Source organism: Siminovitchia fortis (assembly GCF_007681465.1).
GTDB lineage: Bacteria > Bacillota > Bacilli > Bacillales > Bacillaceae_C > Siminovitchia > Siminovitchia fortis.
This window is the reverse complement of sequence record NZ_VEKZ01000002.1, coordinates 30,282-51,544: the sequence shown is the minus strand read 5'-3', so window position 1 is coordinate 51,544 and position 21,263 is coordinate 30,282. Positions and strand designations below refer to the sequence as shown.

21 protein-coding genes are annotated in these 21,263 nt (G+C 46.1%); 1 reads left to right on the top strand and 20 read right to left on the bottom strand.

Features of this window, described 5'->3' with window-relative positions; all coding sequences use genetic code 11:
• Window positions 1-17: 17 nt before the first annotated feature.
• The 14 genes from ffh to FS666_RS01180 all read right to left on the bottom strand — a co-directional run bounded on the left by ffh (window position 18) and on the right by FS666_RS01180 (window position 15,481).
• The gene (gene ffh / locus FS666_RS01240; protein WP_120069603.1) at window positions 18-1,361 is read right to left on the bottom strand and encodes a signal recognition particle protein; all 1,344 of its coding nucleotides are present in this window, start codon (window positions 1,359-1,361) and stop codon (window positions 18-20) included.
• Between the two features lie 13 nt (window positions 1,362-1,374).
• The gene (locus tag FS666_RS01235) at window positions 1,375-1,707 is read right to left on the bottom strand and encodes a putative DNA-binding protein (protein ID WP_144461394.1); all 333 of its coding nucleotides are present in this window, start codon (window positions 1,705-1,707) and stop codon (window positions 1,375-1,377) included.
• A 102-nt stretch (window positions 1,708-1,809) separates the two neighbouring features.
• Window positions 1,810-2,799, bottom strand: coding sequence for a signal recognition particle-docking protein FtsY (ftsY, locus tag FS666_RS01230; protein ID WP_144461395.1), 990 nt, complete (start codon window positions 2,797-2,799; stop codon window positions 1,810-1,812).
• Between the two features lie 24 nt (window positions 2,800-2,823).
• The gene (smc, locus tag FS666_RS01225) at window positions 2,824-6,384 is read right to left on the bottom strand and encodes a chromosome segregation protein SMC (RefSeq protein WP_144461396.1); all 3,561 of its coding nucleotides are present in this window, start codon (window positions 6,382-6,384) and stop codon (window positions 2,824-2,826) included.
• On the bottom strand, window positions 6,366-7,127 hold the full coding sequence (gene rnc / locus FS666_RS01220) for a ribonuclease III (RefSeq protein WP_144461397.1): 762 nt from the start codon (window positions 7,125-7,127) through the stop codon (window positions 6,366-6,368). Before rnc ends, smc begins: the two co-directional genes overlap by 19 nt.
• Window positions 7,128-7,206: 79 nt before the next feature.
• Window positions 7,207-7,440 (bottom strand): acyl carrier protein, encoded by a 234-nt coding sequence (acpP, locus tag FS666_RS01215; protein WP_018705171.1) that lies wholly within the window; start codon window positions 7,438-7,440, stop codon window positions 7,207-7,209.
• A gap of 64 nt (window positions 7,441-7,504) precedes the next feature.
• Entirely contained in the window at window positions 7,505-8,248 is a 744-nt protein-coding gene (gene fabG / locus FS666_RS01210; RefSeq protein WP_144461398.1) for a 3-oxoacyl-[acyl-carrier-protein] reductase, read from the bottom strand.
• A gap of 1 nt (window position 8,249) precedes the next feature.
• The gene (gene fabD / locus FS666_RS01205) at window positions 8,250-9,191 is read right to left on the bottom strand and encodes an ACP S-malonyltransferase (RefSeq protein ID WP_144461399.1); all 942 of its coding nucleotides are present in this window, start codon (window positions 9,189-9,191) and stop codon (window positions 8,250-8,252) included.
• A 13-nt stretch (window positions 9,192-9,204) separates the two neighbouring features.
• Window positions 9,205-10,194, bottom strand: coding sequence for a phosphate acyltransferase PlsX (gene plsX / locus FS666_RS01200; RefSeq protein ID WP_144461400.1), 990 nt, complete (start codon window positions 10,192-10,194; stop codon window positions 9,205-9,207).
• Window positions 10,195-10,488: 294 nt separating this feature from the next.
• Complete coding sequence (locus FS666_RS19620; protein WP_186306507.1) at window positions 10,489-10,635, bottom strand: hypothetical protein; 147 nt, start codon at window positions 10,633-10,635, stop codon at window positions 10,489-10,491.
• A 72-nt stretch (window positions 10,636-10,707) separates the two neighbouring features.
• Window positions 10,708-11,265 (bottom strand): transcription factor FapR, encoded by a 558-nt coding sequence (fapR, locus tag FS666_RS01195; RefSeq protein ID WP_144461401.1) that lies wholly within the window; start codon window positions 11,263-11,265, stop codon window positions 10,708-10,710.
• A gap of 96 nt (window positions 11,266-11,361) precedes the next feature.
• Window positions 11,362-13,410 (bottom strand): ATP-dependent DNA helicase RecG, encoded by a 2,049-nt coding sequence (gene recG / locus FS666_RS01190; RefSeq protein ID WP_144461443.1) that lies wholly within the window; start codon window positions 13,408-13,410, stop codon window positions 11,362-11,364.
• Between the two features lie 33 nt (window positions 13,411-13,443).
• A complete protein-coding gene (locus tag FS666_RS01185) occupies window positions 13,444-15,102 on the bottom strand; it encodes a DAK2 domain-containing protein (protein ID WP_144461402.1) in 1,659 nt (552 codons plus the stop codon).
• Between the two features lie 16 nt (window positions 15,103-15,118).
• Window positions 15,119-15,481 carry an Asp23/Gls24 family envelope stress response protein gene (locus FS666_RS01180; RefSeq protein WP_144461403.1) on the bottom strand — a complete coding sequence of 121 codons (363 nt, stop codon included), beginning with the start codon at window positions 15,479-15,481 and terminating at the stop codon, window positions 15,119-15,121.
• Window positions 15,482-15,740: 259 nt separating this feature from the next.
• Here FS666_RS01180 and rpmB point away from each other — a divergent pair, with 259 nt between their 5' ends.
• Entirely contained in the window at window positions 15,741-15,929 is a 189-nt protein-coding gene (gene rpmB / locus FS666_RS01175) for a 50S ribosomal protein L28 (RefSeq protein ID WP_018705180.1), read from the top strand.
• 170 nt (window positions 15,930-16,099) lie between these two features.
• Here rpmB and spoVM read toward each other — a convergent pair whose 3' ends face one another.
• The 6 genes from spoVM to FS666_RS01145 form a co-directional block, all read right to left on the bottom strand.
• A complete protein-coding gene (spoVM, locus tag FS666_RS01170; protein ID WP_018705181.1) occupies window positions 16,100-16,180 on the bottom strand; it encodes a stage V sporulation protein SpoVM in 81 nt (26 codons plus the stop codon).
• Between the two features lie 103 nt (window positions 16,181-16,283).
• A complete protein-coding gene (locus tag FS666_RS01165) occupies window positions 16,284-16,937 on the bottom strand; it encodes a thiamine diphosphokinase (RefSeq protein WP_144461405.1) in 654 nt (217 codons plus the stop codon).
• Between the two features lie 16 nt (window positions 16,938-16,953).
• The gene (gene rpe / locus FS666_RS01160) at window positions 16,954-17,610 is read right to left on the bottom strand and encodes a ribulose-phosphate 3-epimerase (protein WP_144461407.1); all 657 of its coding nucleotides are present in this window, start codon (window positions 17,608-17,610) and stop codon (window positions 16,954-16,956) included.
• A 1-nt stretch (window position 17,611) separates the two neighbouring features.
• Window positions 17,612-18,493, bottom strand: a complete 882-nt coding sequence (gene rsgA / locus FS666_RS01155; RefSeq protein ID WP_120069863.1) for a ribosome small subunit-dependent GTPase A — start codon at window positions 18,491-18,493, stop codon at window positions 17,612-17,614.
• A gap of 24 nt (window positions 18,494-18,517) precedes the next feature.
• The gene (gene pknB / locus FS666_RS01150; protein ID WP_144461409.1) at window positions 18,518-20,473 is read right to left on the bottom strand and encodes a Stk1 family PASTA domain-containing Ser/Thr kinase; all 1,956 of its coding nucleotides are present in this window, start codon (window positions 20,471-20,473) and stop codon (window positions 18,518-18,520) included.
• Window positions 20,467-21,228 carry a Stp1/IreP family PP2C-type Ser/Thr phosphatase gene (locus FS666_RS01145; RefSeq protein ID WP_144461411.1) on the bottom strand — a complete coding sequence of 254 codons (762 nt, stop codon included), beginning with the start codon at window positions 21,226-21,228 and terminating at the stop codon, window positions 20,467-20,469. Before FS666_RS01145 ends, pknB begins: the two co-directional genes overlap by 7 nt.
• Between the last annotated feature and the right edge of the window lie 35 nt (window positions 21,229-21,263).

Sequence of the window (21,263 nt, the reverse complement as noted above, 5' to 3'; positions counted from 1 at the left end):
CGCTTATGCTTTTCTCATCACATAAAAGGGAACTTAAATCCCTTCTTTTTCCCTTTTTGCTGCATGCCGCTCATCTGTTTCAGCATTTTTTTCATTTCTTCAAACTGCTTCAACAGCCGGTTGACCTCCTGGATCGTCCTTCCGCTTCCTTTCGCGATCCGCCGGCGCCTGCTGGCGTTGATAATGTCAGGACGTTCCTTTTCCTCTTTTGTCATCGACCTGATGATTGCTTCGACATGCCCGATCTGCTTTTCATCGACCTGTATATTGTCCAGGCCTTTCATTTTATTGGCACCCGGCATCATTTTGATCAATTCATCCAAGGGTCCCATGCTTCTTACCTGTCCAAGCTGGTCAAGAAAATCATCAAAAGTGAAGGATGCCGTACGGAATTTATGTTCCATTTCCTTGGCCTTTTCTTCATCGACATTGGCCTGGGCTTTCTCAATCAGTGTCAGAACATCACCCATACCAAGTATTCTGGAAGCCATCCTCTCGGGATGAAACGGCTCAAGGGCGTCCATTTTCTCCCCCATACCGACAAATTTGATCGGCTTTTGGGCAACGGAACGGATGGACAGGGCGGCACCGCCCCGGGTATCCCCATCAAGCTTGGTTAAAATGACCCCAGTGATATCAAGCTGATCGTTGAAGTTCTCGGCTACGTTTACGGCATCCTGCCCGGTCATGGCATCGACCACCAGGAATATTTCATCAGGGTCAGCCAATTCCTTAATATCCCTTAACTCCTGCATCAACTCTTCATCGATATGAAGACGGCCCGCTGTATCAATGAGAACATAGTCATAATGCTCTTCTTTCGCCTTTTCAATACCCTGGCGGACAATTTCTGCCGGGCTTACCTTGTCCCCAAGTGAAAAGACCGGCATATTCAGCTGTTTTCCGATAGTTTCAAGCTGCTTAATCGCTGCTGGACGATAAATATCTGCCGCAATAAGAAACGGTTTGCGATTGTAGCTTTTCCGGAGCAGGTTGGCAAGCTTTCCGGTCGTCGTCGTTTTACCTGCCCCCTGGAGGCCTGACATCATGATGACGGTCGGCGGACGCTTCGCCACTGCGATTTTGCTCTGTTCCCCGCCCATGAGCTCTGTCAGCTCTTCCTTGACGACTTTGATGACTTGCTGGCCAGGCGTGAGGCTTTTCATCACTTCCTGGCCCACCGCTCGTTCACTTACTTTCTTTACAAACTGTTTGACTACTTTAAAGTTGACATCCGCTTCCAGGAGCGCAAGACGCACCTCGCGCATCATCTCTTTGACGTCCGCTTCGGTCACCTTGCCTTTGCCGCGGATCTTTTGGATGGTCGTTTGCAAGCGGTCGGCCAATCCTTCAAATGCCATCGATCTCCGCCCCCTAATCCAATTCCTCTAATTCATCCAAATAACGGTTCAGCTTGTCATTGTCATCCGGATGTTCATTCATGCTTTGCCTAATCAATGCGATCAGTTTCCTTCGTTCTTCGAATTTCCTGAACAAAGAAAGCTTATGTTCATACTCTTCCAGCAAAATTTCTGTTCTTTTAAGATTGTCGTATACTGCTTGACGGCTGACTCCGTAGTTTTCGGCGATCTCACCAAGCGAATAATCGTCACGGTAGTAAAGGGCCATATAGCTGCGCTGCTTCGGAGTCAACAACGATTGATAAAAATCATATAAATAATTCATTCGCGTTGTTTTCTCAAGCATACTTTAATCTCCACCTTGTTAAGCTAAAAACCTTTACACTTATTAAATGATAAACTCTTTCGCCTGGGGCGTCAAGGTTAATTCCTTTAATTTAAAACAGGATCATTCCTCAGTCTTTTCAATAGCGTCGGAAAACAGTCCGTAAACATATTTTTCCGGATCAAAGACCTGAAGATCATCCATTTTCTCGCCAAGCCCGACAAATTTCACCGGAATGTTCATTTCATGGCGGATTGCCAACACAATTCCGCCCTTCGCTGTTCCGTCCAGCTTGGACAAAACGATTCCGCTGACATCTGTTGCTTCCTTGAATGTTTTTGCCTGAATAAGGGCGTTTTGCCCTGTCGTGGCATCCAATACAAGAAGGACTTCGTGAGGAGCTCCCGGAATCTCCCGTTCGATCACCTTTTTGATTTTTTCCAGTTCTTTCATGAGATTGACTTTATTTTGAAGACGGCCTGCTGTATCGCACAGCAGTATATCCGCTTTGCGGGACCTGGCAGCCTGCACAGCATCATACATGACAGCAGCGGGGTCAGACCCCTCTGCATGTTTGATGACATCGACTCCGACACGCTCACCCCATACTTCAAGCTGATCAATGGCACCAGCCCGGAAGGTATCTCCTGCGGCAAGCAGGACATTTTTCCCTTCGGATTTAAACTTATGGGCCAGCTTGCCGATTGTCGTTGTTTTTCCGACACCGTTCACCCCGACAAATAAAATGACGGTAAGTCCGTCTTCCTGAATATTAAGGGTGCTTAGGTTCTCATCACCGGATTCGTATATTTCGATCAGTTTCTCGGATATAACGGATTGGACATCTGCCGGATCTTTTATATTCCTTTTTTTTACTTCCATTTTCAATTCTTCCACAAGTTCCATGACCGTTTCAAAGCCTACATCCGCCTGGATCAATATTTCCTCCAGTTCTTCAAAGAAATCTTCATCGACCGTACGGTAGCGGGAAACCAGATCATTGATTTTATTGGAAAAGTTATCACGGGTTTTTACAAGCCCCTCCTTAAATTTTTCCGAGATCGAGTCGCCGGAAGCCGTGAATTTATTTTTCAGCCTTTTAAATAAGCTCATTTTGCATCACCCCAATGATTAAATTTACGCCATCATCCGTTCTTCTTCCAACTTGACGGATACAAGCTTGGAAACACCCGATTCCTGCATAGTGATCCCATATAGAACATCTGCACCCGCCATTGTTCCCTGTCTGTGGGTAATCACGATGAACTGGGTATTTTCACTGAATTTTTTCAAATATTCACTGAAACGATTGACATTTGCCTCATCAAGGGCAGCCTCGACTTCATCCAATACGCAAAAAGGAACTGGACGCACTTTTAAAATTGAAAAGAGCAGAGCGATTGCGGTCAAGGACCTTTCCCCACCTGAGAGCAAGCTTAAATTTTGAAGTTTTTTACCAGGCGGCTGTGCAATGATATCAACACCTGTATTCAGCAGGTCATCGGGCTGTGTCAATCTCAATTCTGCTTTTCCCCCACCAAACAACGAGGAGAATACGCCTTGAAATGCTTGTTGGATGGATTGAAAAGTGCTGCCGAACCTTTTTGTCATTTCATCGTCCATTTCATCCATAATTTGGTACAGAGTTTCTTTCGCCTGTGAAAGATCTGCCTGCTGTTCCAATAAAAACTGGCTGCGGCTGAACACCCTCTTATATTCTTCAATCGCCCCGATGTTCACAGTCCCTATTTCTGATAGTTCAATTTTTAGCTCGTCCCGTCTTTGCTTCGCTTCGGATGCTTCAATAGATAAAGAAAATTCCTTTTGGGCACGCTCAAAGGAGATGGTGAATTCATCCCTCAAAATTTTTATGAGATTCTCCATCTCAAGTTCAAGGCGGCCTGCCTTCAATTCTTCGCCTTTCAGCTTATCTGCCAGTCTTTTTTGCTGTCTTGCAAGTTCTTTCAACTCAATCTCCTTGCTGGAGACAGCTTCCTGAAGCCGGGCTCTTTCATTTCGGCTGGTTGAAATATTTTGCAGCGTCGCCTCTCTCTTTGCCTGGGTTTCTTTCGCTTCTTTCTCGAGTTCGGCCACTTTACCCAATATATCTTCATTTTCGGCATGTAGGGCATTCAATTCTTTACCGGCTGCTTCTGACTGCAAGATAGTTTGTTCAATCGAAGCCTCTATTCGCTCAAGATTCGATTGTGCTGCAACCAGCTGTTCCTCCAGTTGGGCACTTTGTATGTTTAATTGGTTGATTGCAGCCAACAGATGGTCTTTTGAACTTTGCTGCGAGCTTTTCTTTTCAGTTAGGCCCTGTATTTTTTCTTCCAATAAACGAATGGACTGCTCCTTGCTTCTTATGGCTTCCGCAATTTGTTCTTTTTGGCGTTTTAGCGATTCTCCTTCTGCAGCAAGCTCCTTCATTTCCATCCCGCTGAGAGAAAGATATTCTTCGGTGTTTTTCAATGTGATTTCCAGCCGCGCCACATCCGATTGACGTTCATAAAGCAGGCTTTCCAATTCTTTCGTTTTTGACTTCCCTTGGGACATACGTTTTTCATAATCAGCCAGCTTTGCTTTTGCGTCATTTACGGCCATTTCAGTGGAAGTCGTCTCGCGTTCCAGAGCAGCAAGCTCTTTTCTGATCTGTTCCAGTTGATTTTTTCTCCCGATCAGGGAGCTCTTTTTCTGCCTGGAAGCTCCCCCAGTCATAGATCCTCCCGGGTTAATGATTTCCCCCGCCGGAGTAACGACGCGAAGCCGATAGCCAGCCAGCTTTGCCAATTCCCCGGCACCTTTTAAATCTTTTGCCACAACAACATTTCCCAACAAATATCTGATGACAGGTTCATATTTCTTGTCGCAGCCAACCAGGTCTGCGGCTACACCAAGGAATGAACTGTGGCGCTGGAGAGCTTCCTTCTGGTTTGGGCTGAGATATTTTCCCTTTATTATGCTCAAAGGGAGAAATGTAGCCCTGCCGAGCCGATTCTTCTTCAAATAGCTGATTGCCTCTCGCCCGTCCGCTTCAGTTTGTACAACCACGTGCTGGACCGCACCGCCAAGGGCCGTTTCTATCCCCGTTTCAAGCTCTTTCGGAACATGGATAAGATCGGCAGCGCTGCCTTCGATGCCCTGCAAAATCGTTCCCTTGGCTTTTAGCACCTCACGGACACCTTGCATGTAGCCTGCGTAATCCTCTTCCATTGTTTCAAGGCTCTCTTTTTTGGCTTTTTGCTGCTGATGGTCACGGTACAACTGAAAAAGCCTTGACTGCTGTTCCTCTCTATATTTTTTGAGAGATTCCAATTCCTTTAGCATTTGCTGTTCTTCTTTTTCAAACGCGCCGATCTGGTCTTTGAGTTCACGCATTTCCTCACGCATGCTTCCAAGCTTGTTTTCAATGGATGCCTTTTCTTCCTCGTATTTCCTTTTGTCTGCTGCAAGCTTTTTCAGCCTGACTTCCTGCTGGCCCAGCTGTTTTTTAATATACTGAAGTTCGTTTTTGTCTGAAACATGCTCATTCATCAAATCGACATAGTCACTTTTTAATGTTTCAATTGTATGATCGAGCGTATCATCCAAGTGATCCAATTCCAGCTTTTTGTCAGACAACCTTTTTTTCAGTGCCGCCGCTTCAGTCTCCTTTTCTGCTATGAGCTGTTCAATTTTCTTTTTTTCACCCTGAAGACTGTTGGTTTTTAACTTTGAGTCTTTTATATTTTCCTTCAGTATTTCAATATTCCGGATCGCATTTCTGCTTTTTTCCCGGAGCACTTGGCGCCTGCCTTCCAGTTTTTCCAAATGTTCGGAAACCGAGAGAAGCTCCTCCTGCAGGCGGTTTATTTTCACGTCCAATTCATTTTGGCCTTGTCTGTCTTCATCCGCCGCCATTTCAAGCTGTTGTATTTCATTGGACAGCTTGATTTCAGAGTCCGTATATGTTTCAAGCTCCTTTTTGGCTTTCTCCCACTTAATATACAGGCTCTCCACTTCCCGGACGATGAGGGCTCCTTCAATTTTCTTCAGTTCATCCTGCTTTTCCAGAAATTTTTCCGCAGTTTCCGCCTGTTCTTTCAATACAACAAGCTGGCTGTCCAATTCATGGAGAATATCTTGGACACGGTTGAGATTTTCTTCTGTTTCTGCAAGCTTTTCTTCGGTTTTTTTCTTGCGCTGCTTATATTTGAGCACACCGGCCGCTTCTTCGAAAATCGTCCTGCGTTCCTCGGGCTTGCTATTTAAAATTTGGTCCACTTTTCCCTGGCTGATAATGGAAAAAGCTTCCCTCCCCAAGCCCGAGTCCGTAAACAGACCTACGATGTCCCTTAGCCGACAAGGATTGTCGTTGATGAAAAATTCACTTTCACCCGTCCGGAAAACCCGCCTCTTTACACTGACCTCATTATAATCAATGGGAAGCTTTCCTCCCTGGTTATCAAGGATAATCGAAACTTCAGCATAATTCAGCGGTTTTCTTGCATCACTGCCGGCAAAAATGACGTCTTCCATCGTCCCGCCGCGCAGCGACTTGGCGGATTGCTCTCCAAGAACCCAGCGGAGCGCATCGGTGACATTGCTTTTTCCGCTGCCGTTCGGCCCGACAACTGCAGTCACACCGGGGACAAACTCCAGTTCTGTTTTTTCCGCAAAGGATTTGAAACCATATATGTTCAACTGCTTGAGGAACAATCACTTTTCCCCCTTTTTTCATCCAATTTACCAAGGGCCATTTGCGCAGCATGCTGTTCAGCCTCTTTCTTGGACCGGCCTTTTCCTTTACCGATCACTTCTCCATCCAGAACTACTTGTGATTCAAACAACCTGTTATGGGCCGGGCCGTGTTCCTTTAAAATTTGATATTCAAGCGTGCCGGATCCGTCCCTTTGGACAACTTCCTGCAGCTGGCTTTTAAAATCCATCACATGAGAAAAAGCACCTATTTCAACTTTCGGAAAAACGATCTCATTCAGAAAAGCCTTGGTTTTTTCCAGCCCCTGATCAAGATATAAAGCGCCAATAAATGCTTCAAAGGCGTCCGCAAGCAAAGCCGGCCTTTTCCTTCCTCCCGTCAACTCTTCCCCTTTTCCGAGCAGGACTGCCTCACCGAATTCCAGTTCGTTGGCAAAGGTGACAAGAGATGGCTCACAAACAATGGCTGCCCTTAATTTCGTCAATTCCCCTTCGCTCATCATGGGATATTTTTCATATAAAAATTGGGAGACTGTCAATTCCAAAACAGCATCACCCAGAAATTCAAGGCGTTCATTGTCTTCATACGGCCTTTTGCGATGCTCATTCACATAGGATGAATGTGTAAAAGCTTTCTTTAAAAGTTTTTCATTTGAAAAATGAATGCCCGTCCGCTCCTGCAGCTTTTTAAACAGGGAGGCCTCCCTTTCAGCTGCTTTTGCATCTTTTCTTGATTTTCGCATTGTCTATCCACCTTATAAGGTAAAGTTAAAGCAGAAAAAGCCCCGCTGGCAAATCAACGGGACATTTAGTTTCCAACGACTAGCTATTGCTTTTTATGTAATTGACTGCGTCGCCGACTGTTGAAATTTTTTCTGCGTCTTCATCGGAAATTTCCATATCAAACTCATCTTCCAATTCCATAACAAGTTCTACAACGTCAAGCGAGTCAGCCCCGAGATCATCTTTGAAAGAAGATTCCAATTCAACCTTTGACTCTTCAACTCCAAGACGGTCAACAATAATTTTAGTCACTCTTTCCTGTATATCTGCCATCCGGTTCACCTCCCCTCAAGCCATTATAATCGAAACATCATAAAAATAAAATAATCATCATCCATTACATGGCCATGCCGCCGTCAACATGAATCGTCTGGCCGGTAATGTAATTGGCATCATCCGAGGCAAGGAATAAAACCGCATTCGCAATATCCGAAGCCAGCCCGAACTTGGCAAGGGGAATTTGCTGCAGCATTGCTTCTTTTTGCTCGTCCGCCAACTGGTCCGTCATATCTGTCGCAATAAATCCAGGCGCAACGGCATTGACAGTGATTCCGCGGGATGCGAGTTCTCTTGCAGACGACTTCGTCAAGCCGATTACCCCTGCTTTTGCTGCCACATAATTGGCTTGTCCCGGGTTTCCGATGACACCTACAATGGAAGCCACATTGATGATTCTGCCGCTTCTCTGTTTCATCATCTGCCTGGTGACAGCTTTCGTGCAAAGGAAGACTCCTTTCAAGTTTGTGTCAATCACATCATCCCATTCATCTTCTTTCATTCTCATGAGAAGATTATCCCTGGTAATGCCGGCATTGTTTACTAGAATATCGAGCCTTCCGAACTTTGCTATAACATCTTTGACCATTGACTGTACCGCATCACTGTCTGACACATTGCACTGATAGGTAATGGCTTCCCTTCCAAGCGCTTTTATTTGTTCCGCCACTTCGTTGGCTTTATCTGTACTGCCGGCATAGTTCACAACGACATCGGCTCCTGCTTCCGCAAGCTTAATGGCAGTCGCTCTGCCGATCCCTCTGGAGGCACCCGTTACGAGTGCCACCTTTCCTTCCAGTTTCATGTTATTCCCCCCTCAGTAATTGTATCGCCTGTTGGCAGCTTTCCGGATCCTGGACGGACATTGTCCTGACATTTCTGTCCACTTTTCGCACTAAACCGGACAATACCTTTCCAGGCCCAATTTCAACAAACTTATCTACGCCAAGATCAATCAGCTTTTGTACCGTATCTTCCCACAGCACCGGGGAATACAGCTGCTCAATCAGCTTTTCCTGAAATGCTTCCTTTGTTGTTTCGGGTGCAGCCGTCACATTGACGACTACAGGGACAGAAGCATCCCGGATGGAAATTTCATTTAAAATGTTGCTGAATTTTTCCGCCGCCGGCTTCATGAGGCTTGAATGGAAAGGACCGCTCACCTGCAAAGGTAGAACACGCTTTGCCCCCTGCTCTTTCGCTTTTTCCCCCGCCTTTTGGACTCCTGCCACCGTTCCTGAAATGACGATTTGCCCAGGGCAGTTTATATTGGCCAACTGAACTGCGTCCCCTTCTTCGGTAACACTTTCGCAAACAGTCTGAAGGATGTCCCTATCAAGACCCAGAACAGCTGCCATTGTCCCTTTTCCGTCCGGAACGGCTTCCTCCATATATACGCCGCGTTTATGCACGGCATAGACGGCATCTTCGAAATCGATTGCTCCGCTCGCAACAAGCGCTGTATATTCACCAAGGCTGTGGCCCGCAGTATAGTCCGGGGTGATACCCGCTTCCGACATGCTTTGCAAAAGGGCAATACTTGTCGTCAAAAGGGCCGGCTGTGCGTTGGCCGTCAATGTCAGCTTTTCCTGAGGACCTTCGAAAATGATGGAAGAAAGCGAATAACCAAGCCGTAAGTCTGCCTGATCAAAAATCTTTTTGGCCTTTTCATTCGTTTCGGCCGCTCCTTTTCCCATGCCCACTGTCTGTGAACCCTGGCCCGGGAAGATAAATGCTATTTTTCCCAATGTCCTGCCCCCTTTATTCTTTTTGTTCCGCGACAGCGGCTTTTATTGTTCCGGCCACATCATTCATCACGATATCCCTTGTTTGGCGAATGGCATGGTATACCGCGTTCGAATTGGATGAGCCGTGAGCTTTGATAACCGGGGCCTTCAGTCCGAACAGTGCGGCTCCCCCGTACTCCGAATAATCCATTTTGTTTTTCAGCTCAACCAGGTCCGATTTAATCAACCCGGCGGCAAGCTTATTCTTAAGGCTGCTTGTAAATGTTGATTTTAACATCGAAAAAAGGGAAGCAGCGGTCCCTTCGATGGCTTTAAGGACGACATTTCCGGTAAAACCGTCCGTAACAACAACATCTGCGTGCCCTTCGAGCAATTCCCTTGCTTCGATATTTCCGACAAAATTAACATCGGAGCCCTCAAGGAGATCAAATGTCTTTTTGGTCAGTTCGTTCCCTTTATTGGATTCAGATCCGATGTTTAATAGAGCGACCCTTGGCTTTTCAATTTTCCTTACTTTCTCAGCGTAAATCTGTCCCATGAAAGCATATTGGAGCAGATGCTCCGGCTTTGCATCCGCGTTTGCCCCCAGATCAAGCATCAAAAAGCCTTTTCCGTCCAGTGTTGGAAGGGTAGGCGCCAATGCGGGCCGCTCGATTCCTTTGATTCTGCCGACGATAAATAAACCGGCAGTCATCAAAGCACCCGTATTTCCAGCGGATATGCAGGCATCGGCTTCCCCATCCGCTACCGCCTGGGCCATCTTCACCATGGAAGCTTCCTTTTTGCGGCGCACTGCCCTGACCGGCTCATCCGTCGGGCTGATCACTTCATCCGTATGGACAATCGTTATCCGTTCATTTGGCTGAAGATGCTTCCGTATCTGTTCTTGATCACCATATAAAACAAATCCAGTATCAGAAAAATCCCGGGCAGCCTTGTTTACGCCGAGAATGATCTCCTTCGGCGCATGATCGCCGCCCATGGCATCAATCGCTATTTTCATAAACTATCTCCCTTTTTCCAAAAACTAAGGCAGCGCGTTTTCTATGACTCAATAACTGCCCAGCTGCTCCAGAGGGCTCCAGTGCTAGCTTCAGCTGTACGTCGATGGACAGGCGCTTTCGCTTTTCTTATTGTCCAGCTCCAGCGCCTATCGACTAGCAGACTTCGGGCCTATTGTGCTCCTGCGGCGTAGCATATTCGAGGATGTTTGGCGAACATCATAGAAAAGCTGCACGACGCCAATTCCAGGAAGCATCACACGAGGCATCTCAAGTAGTAGCTTTCCTACGATAAGTCAACATCGGTTCGCCTGTGGCTCACCGTGTTGTCCGGCTGCGAGTGCCATCGGCTCGAGGTCATAAGCCAATCGCTGCTGAAGGCAAACTACGCCTTCTTCAGCGCTCGTCTTATGCTTGTCGCCGATAAGCAGGCACTCTCGCACTTCATTATCCTTTATCTCGTCGGAGCCACTCCAGTCTGTACGTCGATGGACAGGCGCTTCCGCTTTTCTTAGTCACTGACGATACATTTCAAATTCGCCCCTGAATGCCAGTTCCCCGCCGACAAAGCTCTCAACATCCACGATGGTCCGTTTGTCGCCTTTTTTATATGGGCGCACCTTTGCCTTTGCCACTACCCTCTCTCCCACTTTTACAGAGCGGGTGAAATAGATTTTTGCCTTGACGGTCAAAGCCAGTTCATCATTGATGACCGCAACTGCAAGTGAGTTGGCCTGGGCGAACAAATGGTGCCCCCGGGCGATGGAGTTGCGGGTGAAAACATGTTCCTCCCGGACATCGAATATGGAAATGGCGTTCTGATCTAAATTAAGGTCAACCACCTCGCCGATCACTTCGCTCATCGGAAGTGATTTCACTTCATTTTCCACATGTTTTTCCGCCACAGTTTTTATTCTTTCCCTCAATTCGGGTATTGCCAGCTCCATACGGTCCAGCCTGATCGTCTGCACACTCACCATGAATTTTTCTGCGAGCTCCTCATCCGTTACAAAAGGATTGGCATCTATCGTCTCAGCGAGCAATTTCTGTCGTTCCTTTTTCGAAGGCTTCATTTGATTCACATCATTTCCCGATATTAAGACTTGGTATTAATAGTAGTATATAAAATGCTTCGCAAGCTTGCAACTAAAAAATGCAGCCAGGCCAGCCTAGTCCAGTTTTTCTTCGGACAGGGCGCCCGACTCTTCCAAATGATTTCTTAACGAAGAAAACTGCTCATCTTTCCAAAAAGACTCGGATTCTATCAGCTGCATTGCATCGTTCCTTGCAATCTCAAGGACACGGTAATCGTGAACCATGTCAGCCACTTTAAATTCAGGAAGGCCGCTTTGTTTTTTTCCAAAAAAATCACCCGGCCCCCTCAATTCAAGATCACGCTCGCTCAAAACAAATCCGTCATTTGTTTCGGTCATGATCTGCATCCTTTCTTTTCCGATTTCCGTTTTCGGGTCCGCAAGCAAAATACAATAGGACTGGCTGCTTCCCCTTCCAACCCGGCCGCGCAGCTGGTGAAGCTGGGCCAGACCGAACCTTTCCGCATCATATATCAGCATGAATGTCGCGTTTGGAACATTTACTCCGACTTCCACGACAGTTGTCGATACAAGCAGCTGTATTTCATTTTTACTGAATGCTTTCATGACATCATCTTTTTCCGCCGCAGGCAGACGGCCATGCATCAGCCCCGTCTTAAAACGGCCATGGAAATGATTGGACAGCATATCGTAAACATCGATGGCATTTTGGACATCCAATTTGTCGCTCTCTTCAATTAATGGGCAGATGACATAGGCCTGCCTCCCGTCACGAAGTTCTTTCTCCATGAAATCCAAAACCCGATCCAGCATTTCATGCTTCGCCCAATACGTTTCAATCGGCTTCCTTCCCTTTGGCAATTCGTCAATGATGGAGACATCCATTTCCCCGAACACCGTAATGGCCAATGTGCGGGGGATAGGCGTGGCTGTCATAAACAAGACATCCGGGCTTTCGCCCTTTTCTTTCAGAACCCGGCGCTGCTCCACACCGAAGCGGTGCTGCTCATCTGTAATGACAAGGCCCAGGTGATGGAAGTCAACATCTTCCTGTATAAGGGAATGGGTCCCGATCATGATATCTATATCACCGTTCCTAAGGCGATTTAATATATCCTCCCGCTTTTTGCCTTTCACCGAGCTTGTCAGCAACTCGATGGATAGATCGGTATGTGAAAAAAGACTTTGAAGCGATTCCGCGTGCTGCTCTGCCAAAATTTCGGTCGGTACCATGAGAGCCCCCTGATATCCGGCAGTTACACTGGCGAACATCGCAATGGCAGCGACGACTGTTTTTCCTGAACCGACATCCCCCTGTAGAAGCCTGTTCATTTTATACGGGGATTTCAGATCAAAGCAAATTTCGTTCACAGCTTTTTTCTGGGCATTTGTAAGAGAAAAAGGAAGGGAAGAAATGAAGGCTTTTAGTTTATGAAGGTCATAGTCTTGGCCGACACCCCGGGTGCCTTCCCTTCTCGTCCTGCGAAGGGCCTGCATTTTAAGTTGGAATAGAAGGAATTCCTCATATACAAAGCGTCTCCGCCCTTGCTTCATTTCCTTTCCCGATTCCGGAAAATGCATGAATTTCAATGCATCTGCAATACCTGCCAGCTTGTACTTTTCCAGGAGGGATTCCGGAAGGGTTTCTTCAATATACCCGCTGAAAGTCTCGAACGCCTCTTTAATAAAGCGGCGCAATGCTTTTACAGTCAACTGGCCCTTTACAGCATATACCGGCTGAAAGTCCCCGATCTTTTCATGGGGACCGAGCACGACCTCGTTGCAAGTGAGAGTCTGCCGGTGTTTGTCCCATTTTCCGGTAACAGTGATCGTCCTTTGCGGCTGCAGTTTTCCTTTCAGGTAGCCCCGGTTAAACATGACTGCTTTTACTAAATACCTTCCAACCAGCAGGCGGACAGTCAGACGGTTTCGTTTCCTTCCATAATACACAAGGGAAGGTTCACTATGAACCTTCCCTTCAATCGTAATGCGCTCATCATGTTCTACCTCGGTTAAATCACGCAGCCTTGAGTCATCGTATCGGTAAGGAAGATAGTACAGTAAATCGCGGATTGTATGAATGCCCATGCCTGCCAGCTGGGCGCCAGTCTCATCGCCTATGCCCTTTAAAACTGTCACTTCTTGATCCAAAGGACTATTCATGATCTGCAAAACCGCCCCCCTCAATCAGTAGATTTATTCAACAGAAAAAATGTACGTATATACTGGCTGTCCTCCATCATGGACTTCCATTTCAATGTCTTCAAAATTCTGATTTGCATAATCAGTGAGTTGGTCCAGTTCTTGCTTGTCCGCATCCTCACCATAAAGGACAGTCAAAATTTCCGAGTCTTCATCAATCATTTCATTTAACAGATTTTTGGCAGTTTCCAAAAGGTTAGGTCCCGACGTTACAATTTTACCATCGGCTATTCCCATATAGTCACCTTTAGAGATCTTCACTCCATCAATGACCGTATCCCTGACTGCATAGGTGACCTGTCCTGTTTTTACTTCCTTCATTGCCTCGGCCATGCCCTGGCAGTTTGTTTCGAGAGAGGCAGTCGGATTAAAAGCAAGAATGGCGGCCATCCCTTGGGGCAGCGTCTTTGACGGAACAACAGCGACATTTCCTTCCGCAATGTCTGCAGCCTGTTCGGCAGCCATAATGATATTTTTATTATTCGGCAAAATGATGACATTTTTTGCATTTGCAGATTTTACTGCTTTTACGATATCCTCGGTGCTTGGATTCATCGTTTGCCCACCTTCAATGACGGCAGAAGCCCCGATGCTTTTGAGCAGCTTCCCGACGCCTTTCCCCATCGAAACTGTAATGATGGCATACTCTTGTTTTTCCTTTAATGGGGCCCGGGCGGCCGGTTTTTTCTTCTTAAGGGCACTGTGCTGCTCCCGCATATTTTCAATTTTCATATGGATCAGAGGGCCGTACTGCTGTCCGTACGATAACACCTCGCCGGGCCGCTCTGAATGAATATGGACCTTCGCCACATCTTCGTCCGAAATGACAAGAAGCGAATCACCGTATTGGCTGAGATCGGAGCGGAATTCCTCTTCATTATAAGGGCGTTTGCCGTTTTCCAGCCGAACCATGAATTCGGTGCAATACCCAAATTTAATATCCTCCGTATCCATAAAGCCATGGACATTTTGATGATGTTGTGCACTGACCAGTTCTTCCATCGAAGGAGCAGCAGGCCCCGCACTCGGAATCTCCTTCCCGGCAAGGGAAGACAAGAAACCTTCATAGACGAATACAAGTCCCTGGCCGCCGCTGTCTACGACTCCGACCTCTTTTAATACCGGCAGCAGGTCCTGTGTTCTTTCTAAAGATCTTTTCGCCTCTTCCAAAGTTTTTTCCATGATTTCTATGAGATCATCCGTTTTGCCGGCAGCCTTTACCGCTTCATTCGCAGCATCCTTGGCCACTGTTAAAATGGTTCCCTCGACAGGTTTCATGACTGCTTTATAGGCTGTTTCCATTCCGGCTTTCAGCGCATGGGCGAATTCTTCCCCCGTGATCGTTGATTTATGCTCGATATCTTTAGAAAAGCCTCTGAACAGCTGGGACAAAATGACACCCGAATTCCCCCTGGCCCCCATTAACAGGCCTTTGGCAAAGGCGGCACCCACCTTTCCAATATGGTCCTGCTTATTCGCCTGGGCTTCTTTTGAACCGGATGTTATGGATAGCTTCATATTTGTTCCCGTATCACCGTCCGGTACGGGGAAAACATTTAATGCATCAACGATTTCAGCATTTGCTGACAAATGATTCGCACCGCTAAGAATCATTTCGGCAAAGCGGTTACCATCCAAAGATGTAATCGACACGAACTTTTCCTCCTCATTACGGATTCGTCACACGAACCCCCTGAACATAAATATTGACAGTATCGGCAGACATGCCGATCGTTTTTTTCAGTGTATATTTGACTTTAGACTGCACATTAAATGCCACTTCAGAAATTTTTGTCCCGTAACTGACGATAATGTACATATCGATATGGAGTTCATCGTTTTCCTGGCGAATGACGACTCCTCTGGAGAAGTTTTCTTTTCTTAGAATCTCGGTCAATCCGTCACGAATCTGGCTTTTGGAAGCCATACCGACGATGCCGTAACAGTCGATGGCAGCGCCGCCGGCAATCGTAGCAATCACTTCATTGGAAATATCAATTTGGCCAAATTTCGTTTTCATTTCAATGGACACAAATTATCCCCCCTATTATAATAAGCCGCGTACCTTTTGTTCCCCTTAGTGAGCTATGATTATATTACTATAACGGGTTCCATTTTAAAAGCGGAAACAGCAAGTTCATGCTGTCAAGGATTCAAGCATGACAGAAGTTGAATGATTTGTTGCATTGCGGGCCTTTCTGTGATAAATTATTAAAGTATCTTTTCATAAAAAGGATGAAATAATCATTCGATTATTTATGGTAATGCCAGTGACAGGAGGGGAATCATCAATGTCTAAAAAATGTGTTATTACAGGACGGAAAACAAGTACAGGCAACAAACGTTCACACGCAATGAATGCCAATAGACGCACTTGGGGTGCAAACCTTCAAAAAGTACGCATTTTGGTCGATGGAAAACCAAAGCGTGTCTGGGTTTCCGCTCGCGCCCTTAAATCAGGCAAAGTGGAAAGAGTGTAACACAAATGCGTACGGCGCCCGTAATCGGCGCTTTGCAGCTGGACTGATATTCGATTTGAAACACAAAAGAGGCGCCTTGAACAGGTGCCTCTTTTTGCGTTTCCCAAACTTATTTGCGAGAAAAATATAGCATTCAGCCCCAACTTACGTCCAGCTACAGCGCCTATAAATTAATCTTTCTTGAACGTTCCAAGCATCGCTCTCACAATGCCCCCTAAAAACCTTGGAAGCTTGATTGTATAAAACTTCATACAGGTCCCCTCCTCATCACTATAAAAAAACTGACATTTTCTCATTCATATCATATTCATGATCTATACATAAGTACGCATAACCAGTTCATTCATGCCAATATTAATCCTTGCTCCTTATCATCATTAATATGCCTTTTTCGAATGAAAAATGACCAGTTTCCTGAATAAGTTCATTGCTGATGCATAGGGAAGAACCTACAGGGACGTGATGATGTTTGAGGGGATACTTGAATCCTTGCAATGTCAATCCATATACATCTGAAAAAATCGGGATAAAGGAGATGAACTTTTTCTCCCCATCGCGCTTTATTTCATGGGCCCCCGGCAAATGGACCGAAAGATTGTTTTGAACATCAATCAATTCAAAATTGATACCGGAATGGTCCCGTTTGAATTTACCCAACATAAGCGCATTTGCCATGAAATGATCAAGCCGGCCCCCCGTCCCGCCGAATATCTTGACAGCAGGCGGATTCATTTCCAATGCCCACATGATGGCCAGCTCCATGTCCGTTTCATCTTTTTCCGGCTTAAACCGGCGCAGTGACGGAACTTGACGTTCAATCCTCTCCAATTCTTCTTCCTTGATCGAATCGAAATCGCCGACAGCCAAATCCGGCTGGAGCCCTGCATGGAAAATTGTTTGAACTCCTTTGTCAACGCCGATCCATACGATGTTTTCTTCCTGATATTCAGATAACTCCGGAATTAACGCTCCGGGTCCTCCGGCTACGATATGAATTGTTTTTTTCAATGGAATTCACCGCTTGTCATGCTTGCTTTAATTGATTTCGAATATCATCAATCGCTTTTTTCCGGTCAGGCTGATTAAAAATGAAGGACCCGGCGACGAAAACATTCGCACCTGCTTCCTTGCACAGCCGGGCTGTATCAGCATTAATTCCGCCGTCCACTTCGATTTCCAGATCCAGGCCTCTTTCATCCGCCATGTTTTTAACTTCCGTTATCTTTGGAAGGACGGACTCAATGAACGACTGCCCCCCAAAACCGGGGTTGACCGTCATTAATAAAACCATATCGATATCTTCCAAAACATGCTTGATTGACTCGGCAGGGGTGGCAGGATTTAATACGACGCCTGCTTTTACACCGTGTTTCTTTATCTCTTGAAGCGTCCGGTGCAGATGCGGGTCGGCTTCGACATGGATCGTTATATAATCAGACCCGGCCTTGGCAAAGTCTCCTATATATAAATGAGGATTCTCTATCATCAAATGTACATCAAGTGGAAGGTCCGTCACCGTTTTGATTGCGGCTACAGTTCCGGGGCCCATCGTAATGTTCGGGACAAAATGTCCATCCATGACATCGATATGAATGTAATCTGCTCCTGCAGCTTCCACTTCTTTTATTTCATCCCCAAGTTTCAAAAAATCGGCTGCAAGAATTGATGGTGCAATCTTCATCTTAATACCTCGGCTTTCTATTCTTTATTTCTTGGTAAAAATCCTGATAATGATCATAGCGGTATTGGCGGATTTCGCCGGATTCGACTGCCTGCTTTACGGCACAGCCAGGTTCATTTATATGAAGACACCCCCGGAATTTGCAGTTTTCTCCGTATTGCTCAATTTCCGGAAATGTAAATGGCAGATCTTCCGCCTCCATTTCCGGGAACTCCAATGAACTGAATCCCGGTGTATCAGCAACGAGGCCTCCCCCGATTTGAAGAAGCTCCACATGGCGGGTGGTGTGCTTTCCCCTTCCAAGGTGGTCAGAAATATCCGCAGTTTTTATATCCAACTGAGGATGCAATGAGTTGAGCAGGGACGATTTCCCGACTCCGGATTGTCCGGCCAAGACGCTGATTTTTCCATCGATGAATGGAAATAGTTGTTTTAGCCCATCTCCGGTCTTTGTCGACAATTGAAAAACTTCATAGCCGATCGACTGGTATCCATCAATGTACCAGCCGATCTTTTTCTTTTCCTCCTCAGATAACAAATCCATCTTTGTGATGCAAATGACAGGAGTAATGTCATTCGCTTCAATCACTGAGAGAAAACGGTCAAGAAGCAGTGGACTGAAGTCCGGCCTGGCCGCCGAAAAGACCAAAATCGCCTGGTCGATATTGGCTATCGGGGGCCGGATGAGCTCATTTTTTCTCGGTTTGATTTCCATGATATAGCCTTCCGTTTCGTTTTCTGACTGGAAGACGACATAATCCCCGACAAGAGGGGTAACATTCTTTTTCCGAAAAACCCCGCGTCCGCGGCACCGAATGATATTTTCCCCTTCGAGTACATAATAAAATCCGCTCAATGCTTTAATGATTTTTCCTTCCGACATGGCATCCATCCTTTTTTTCAAAAATTATTTTCCTGAAACTTCCTCGTCCAAGATGACCGTATTATCCCTTACAACTTTGTAGCCTGCTTTTTTTCCTTTTTCTATTGTAAATTCCAATTGTCTTTTCTCTGTGGAATCAATCGTGAATGTTTCTGCCGGCACTGTCATGCTGTGATTCATATCTTCGATAAAAATCCTGATTTCCTGCGGCTTTCCTTCTTCACTTGGCTCATATGGAATGGTAATTTCTTTGGTCACCTTTTCAGGCGGGATTTCTTTCTGCCCTTTTGATATGGTCACTTTTACGGTAGAGCCTTTCATCAGCTCGGTACCCGGGGCTGGATCCTGCTTTATGACGAGCCCCTCCGGCACATCGTCCGAATATTCTTCATTGGAAGAATCGATTATTAACCCGGTTGATTTTTCATAGCTTTCAAGACCTTTTTGGTTATTGCCTGACAAATCTTCCAAAGTGACCTTTTCTTCACCCAAACTCACTTTAAAAATCAATGTGGTTTCAGAAGGAACCACTTCAGAACCCGGTGCGGGATCCTGCTCAATGATTGTCCCCGGTGCAGCAGTATCATAGACATCTTCTCGATCAATATGATCGAAGCCTTCTTTGTCGAGCAGTTCAACAATTTTATCATAGTCCCTGCCCTTGTAATCGGAGAGCTCAAATTTTTCCTTGCCTGTGCTCACATAGACATTGATCAAACTGCCTTTTTTCACTTCACGGCCGGCCTTCGGGCTTGTCTTGATCACTTCGCCTTCCGCCACAACTTCATCGGTTGTTTCAATTTTTTCACCGACTTCAAATCCGGCATCCACCAGACTCTTCACCGCATCGTCATACATCTCTCCGCTCACGTCCGGCACTTGTACCACTTTGGCGCTCATCAGTGCGGGCATCATTATGAGGAAAACTGCGGCAATAATCAGGACAGCCAGAATGGAGCCGACAACCCAAGGCCACTTTTTCCTTGTTTTTTTATTTTTATCCTTGTTTTTCTTGTCCGTTTTTTCTACGTCTTTCGTATCTATTTGATGGATCATTGTGTCATCGTCGAGTGATTCAACATGATCTTCTGTTATGACCGGGATGGCTTTTGTTGCTTCATGATCTTCCGGAATGATGAACTTCGGTTCTTTCATCCGCTCCGGATCAAGTGCTGTCTCCAGATCTTTTTCCATTTCTTCGATACTGTTATAACGGAGGAAGGGATCTTTGGCTGTTGCCTTCAAAACGATATTTTCCACGCTTTGCGGGATATCGGGGTTCCACCTTGTCGGAGGCGGAGTTTCCGATTGCAAATGTTTTAAAGCGATAGAGACAGCCGACTCGCCGGAAAAAGGAAGCCTCCCTGTCAAAAGTTCAAACATAACGATCCCCAGTGAATAAATATCCGATTTTTTTGTCGCCATTCCCCCCCTGGCCTGTTCAGGGGACAGATAATGTACAGAACCGAGCACAGCATTTGTGTGCGTGATGGACGTGGCACTTAATGCCATGGCAATACCGAAGTCCGTTATTTTCACATTGCCGTCGTGGTCTATTAGAATATTTTGAGGTTTGATGTCACGATGGATAATATGGTTATAATGGGCGTGTTCAAGAGCAGAAGTCAGCTGCTTGACAATATCAATCACTTTTTCAACCGAAATGGGATAATAGTTTTGTATGTATTGCTTCAAGGTCAACCCGTCCACATATTCCATGACGATGTAGTAAATATTATCTTCTTCACCTACATCGAAAATGTTTACGATGTTCGGGTGGTTCAGGCTTGTCGCCGACTGGGCCTCCCTCTGAAACCGGCGGATGAATTCTTCTTCGTCCGCGAAATCCAGCCTCAAAATTTTCACCGCCACATCACGGTCCAATATCATGTCACGGGCCAGATAGACGTTGGCCATTCCGCCGCCGCCAATCATTTTAATGATTTTATAGCGCCCGCTAATTCTTTTTCCGATCAGCATTCATTGCACCTGCTTTCACCGCGGGCCGCATATTCTACTATGGCAAGTGATATATTATCTTCTCCGCCATATTGATTGGCCAGTTCAATCAAACGGTCAGCCTTCTCTTCTTTTGTCAGGGATGCTTTCAATGTTTGTTCCATTTCAATTTTGCTCACTTTATCGGACAAGCCGTCCGAACAGAGCAATATTTTGTCCCCTTCTTCAAAAGTGAGGGTTTTTGTATCTATGTCTATTTCCTCTTGGGTCCCGGCCGCTTTTAATACGATATTTTTCCTGGGATGATGCGCAGCATCTTCAGGTGATATTTGTCCGGTTTTAACAAGCTCGTTCACAAAGGAGTGATCTTCCGTCAACTGGGCGTAGCCTTGCTCATTCATTACATAACAACGGCTGTCACCGACATTTGCCACTGTTGCAAACCTGCTGGTGCAGATTGCGGCAACGATCGTCGTTCCCATGCCTTCACAATGTGAGTTTTTTTTCGCATGTTCAAAGATTTTTTTGTTGACAGCAGCAAAGTGTTCCTGAAGCCATTGTTCCGCTTCCGCAGGAGTAAGGGCTGTTCGGACCTCTTGCCATTGTTGTTTTAATTCATTAACAGCAATGCCGCTTGCCACTTCACCCGCTTTGTGCCCCCCCATTCCGTCAGCCACAATTGCCAGCACTTCCCCCTGCACATTCATGAAGACCCCGCCATTGTCTTCATTATGCTGCCGGACCTTTCCCGTATCTGTTTTAAAAATTGCCAGCATATCCTACCACCTCACCCTTCAATACAAAATCTGCT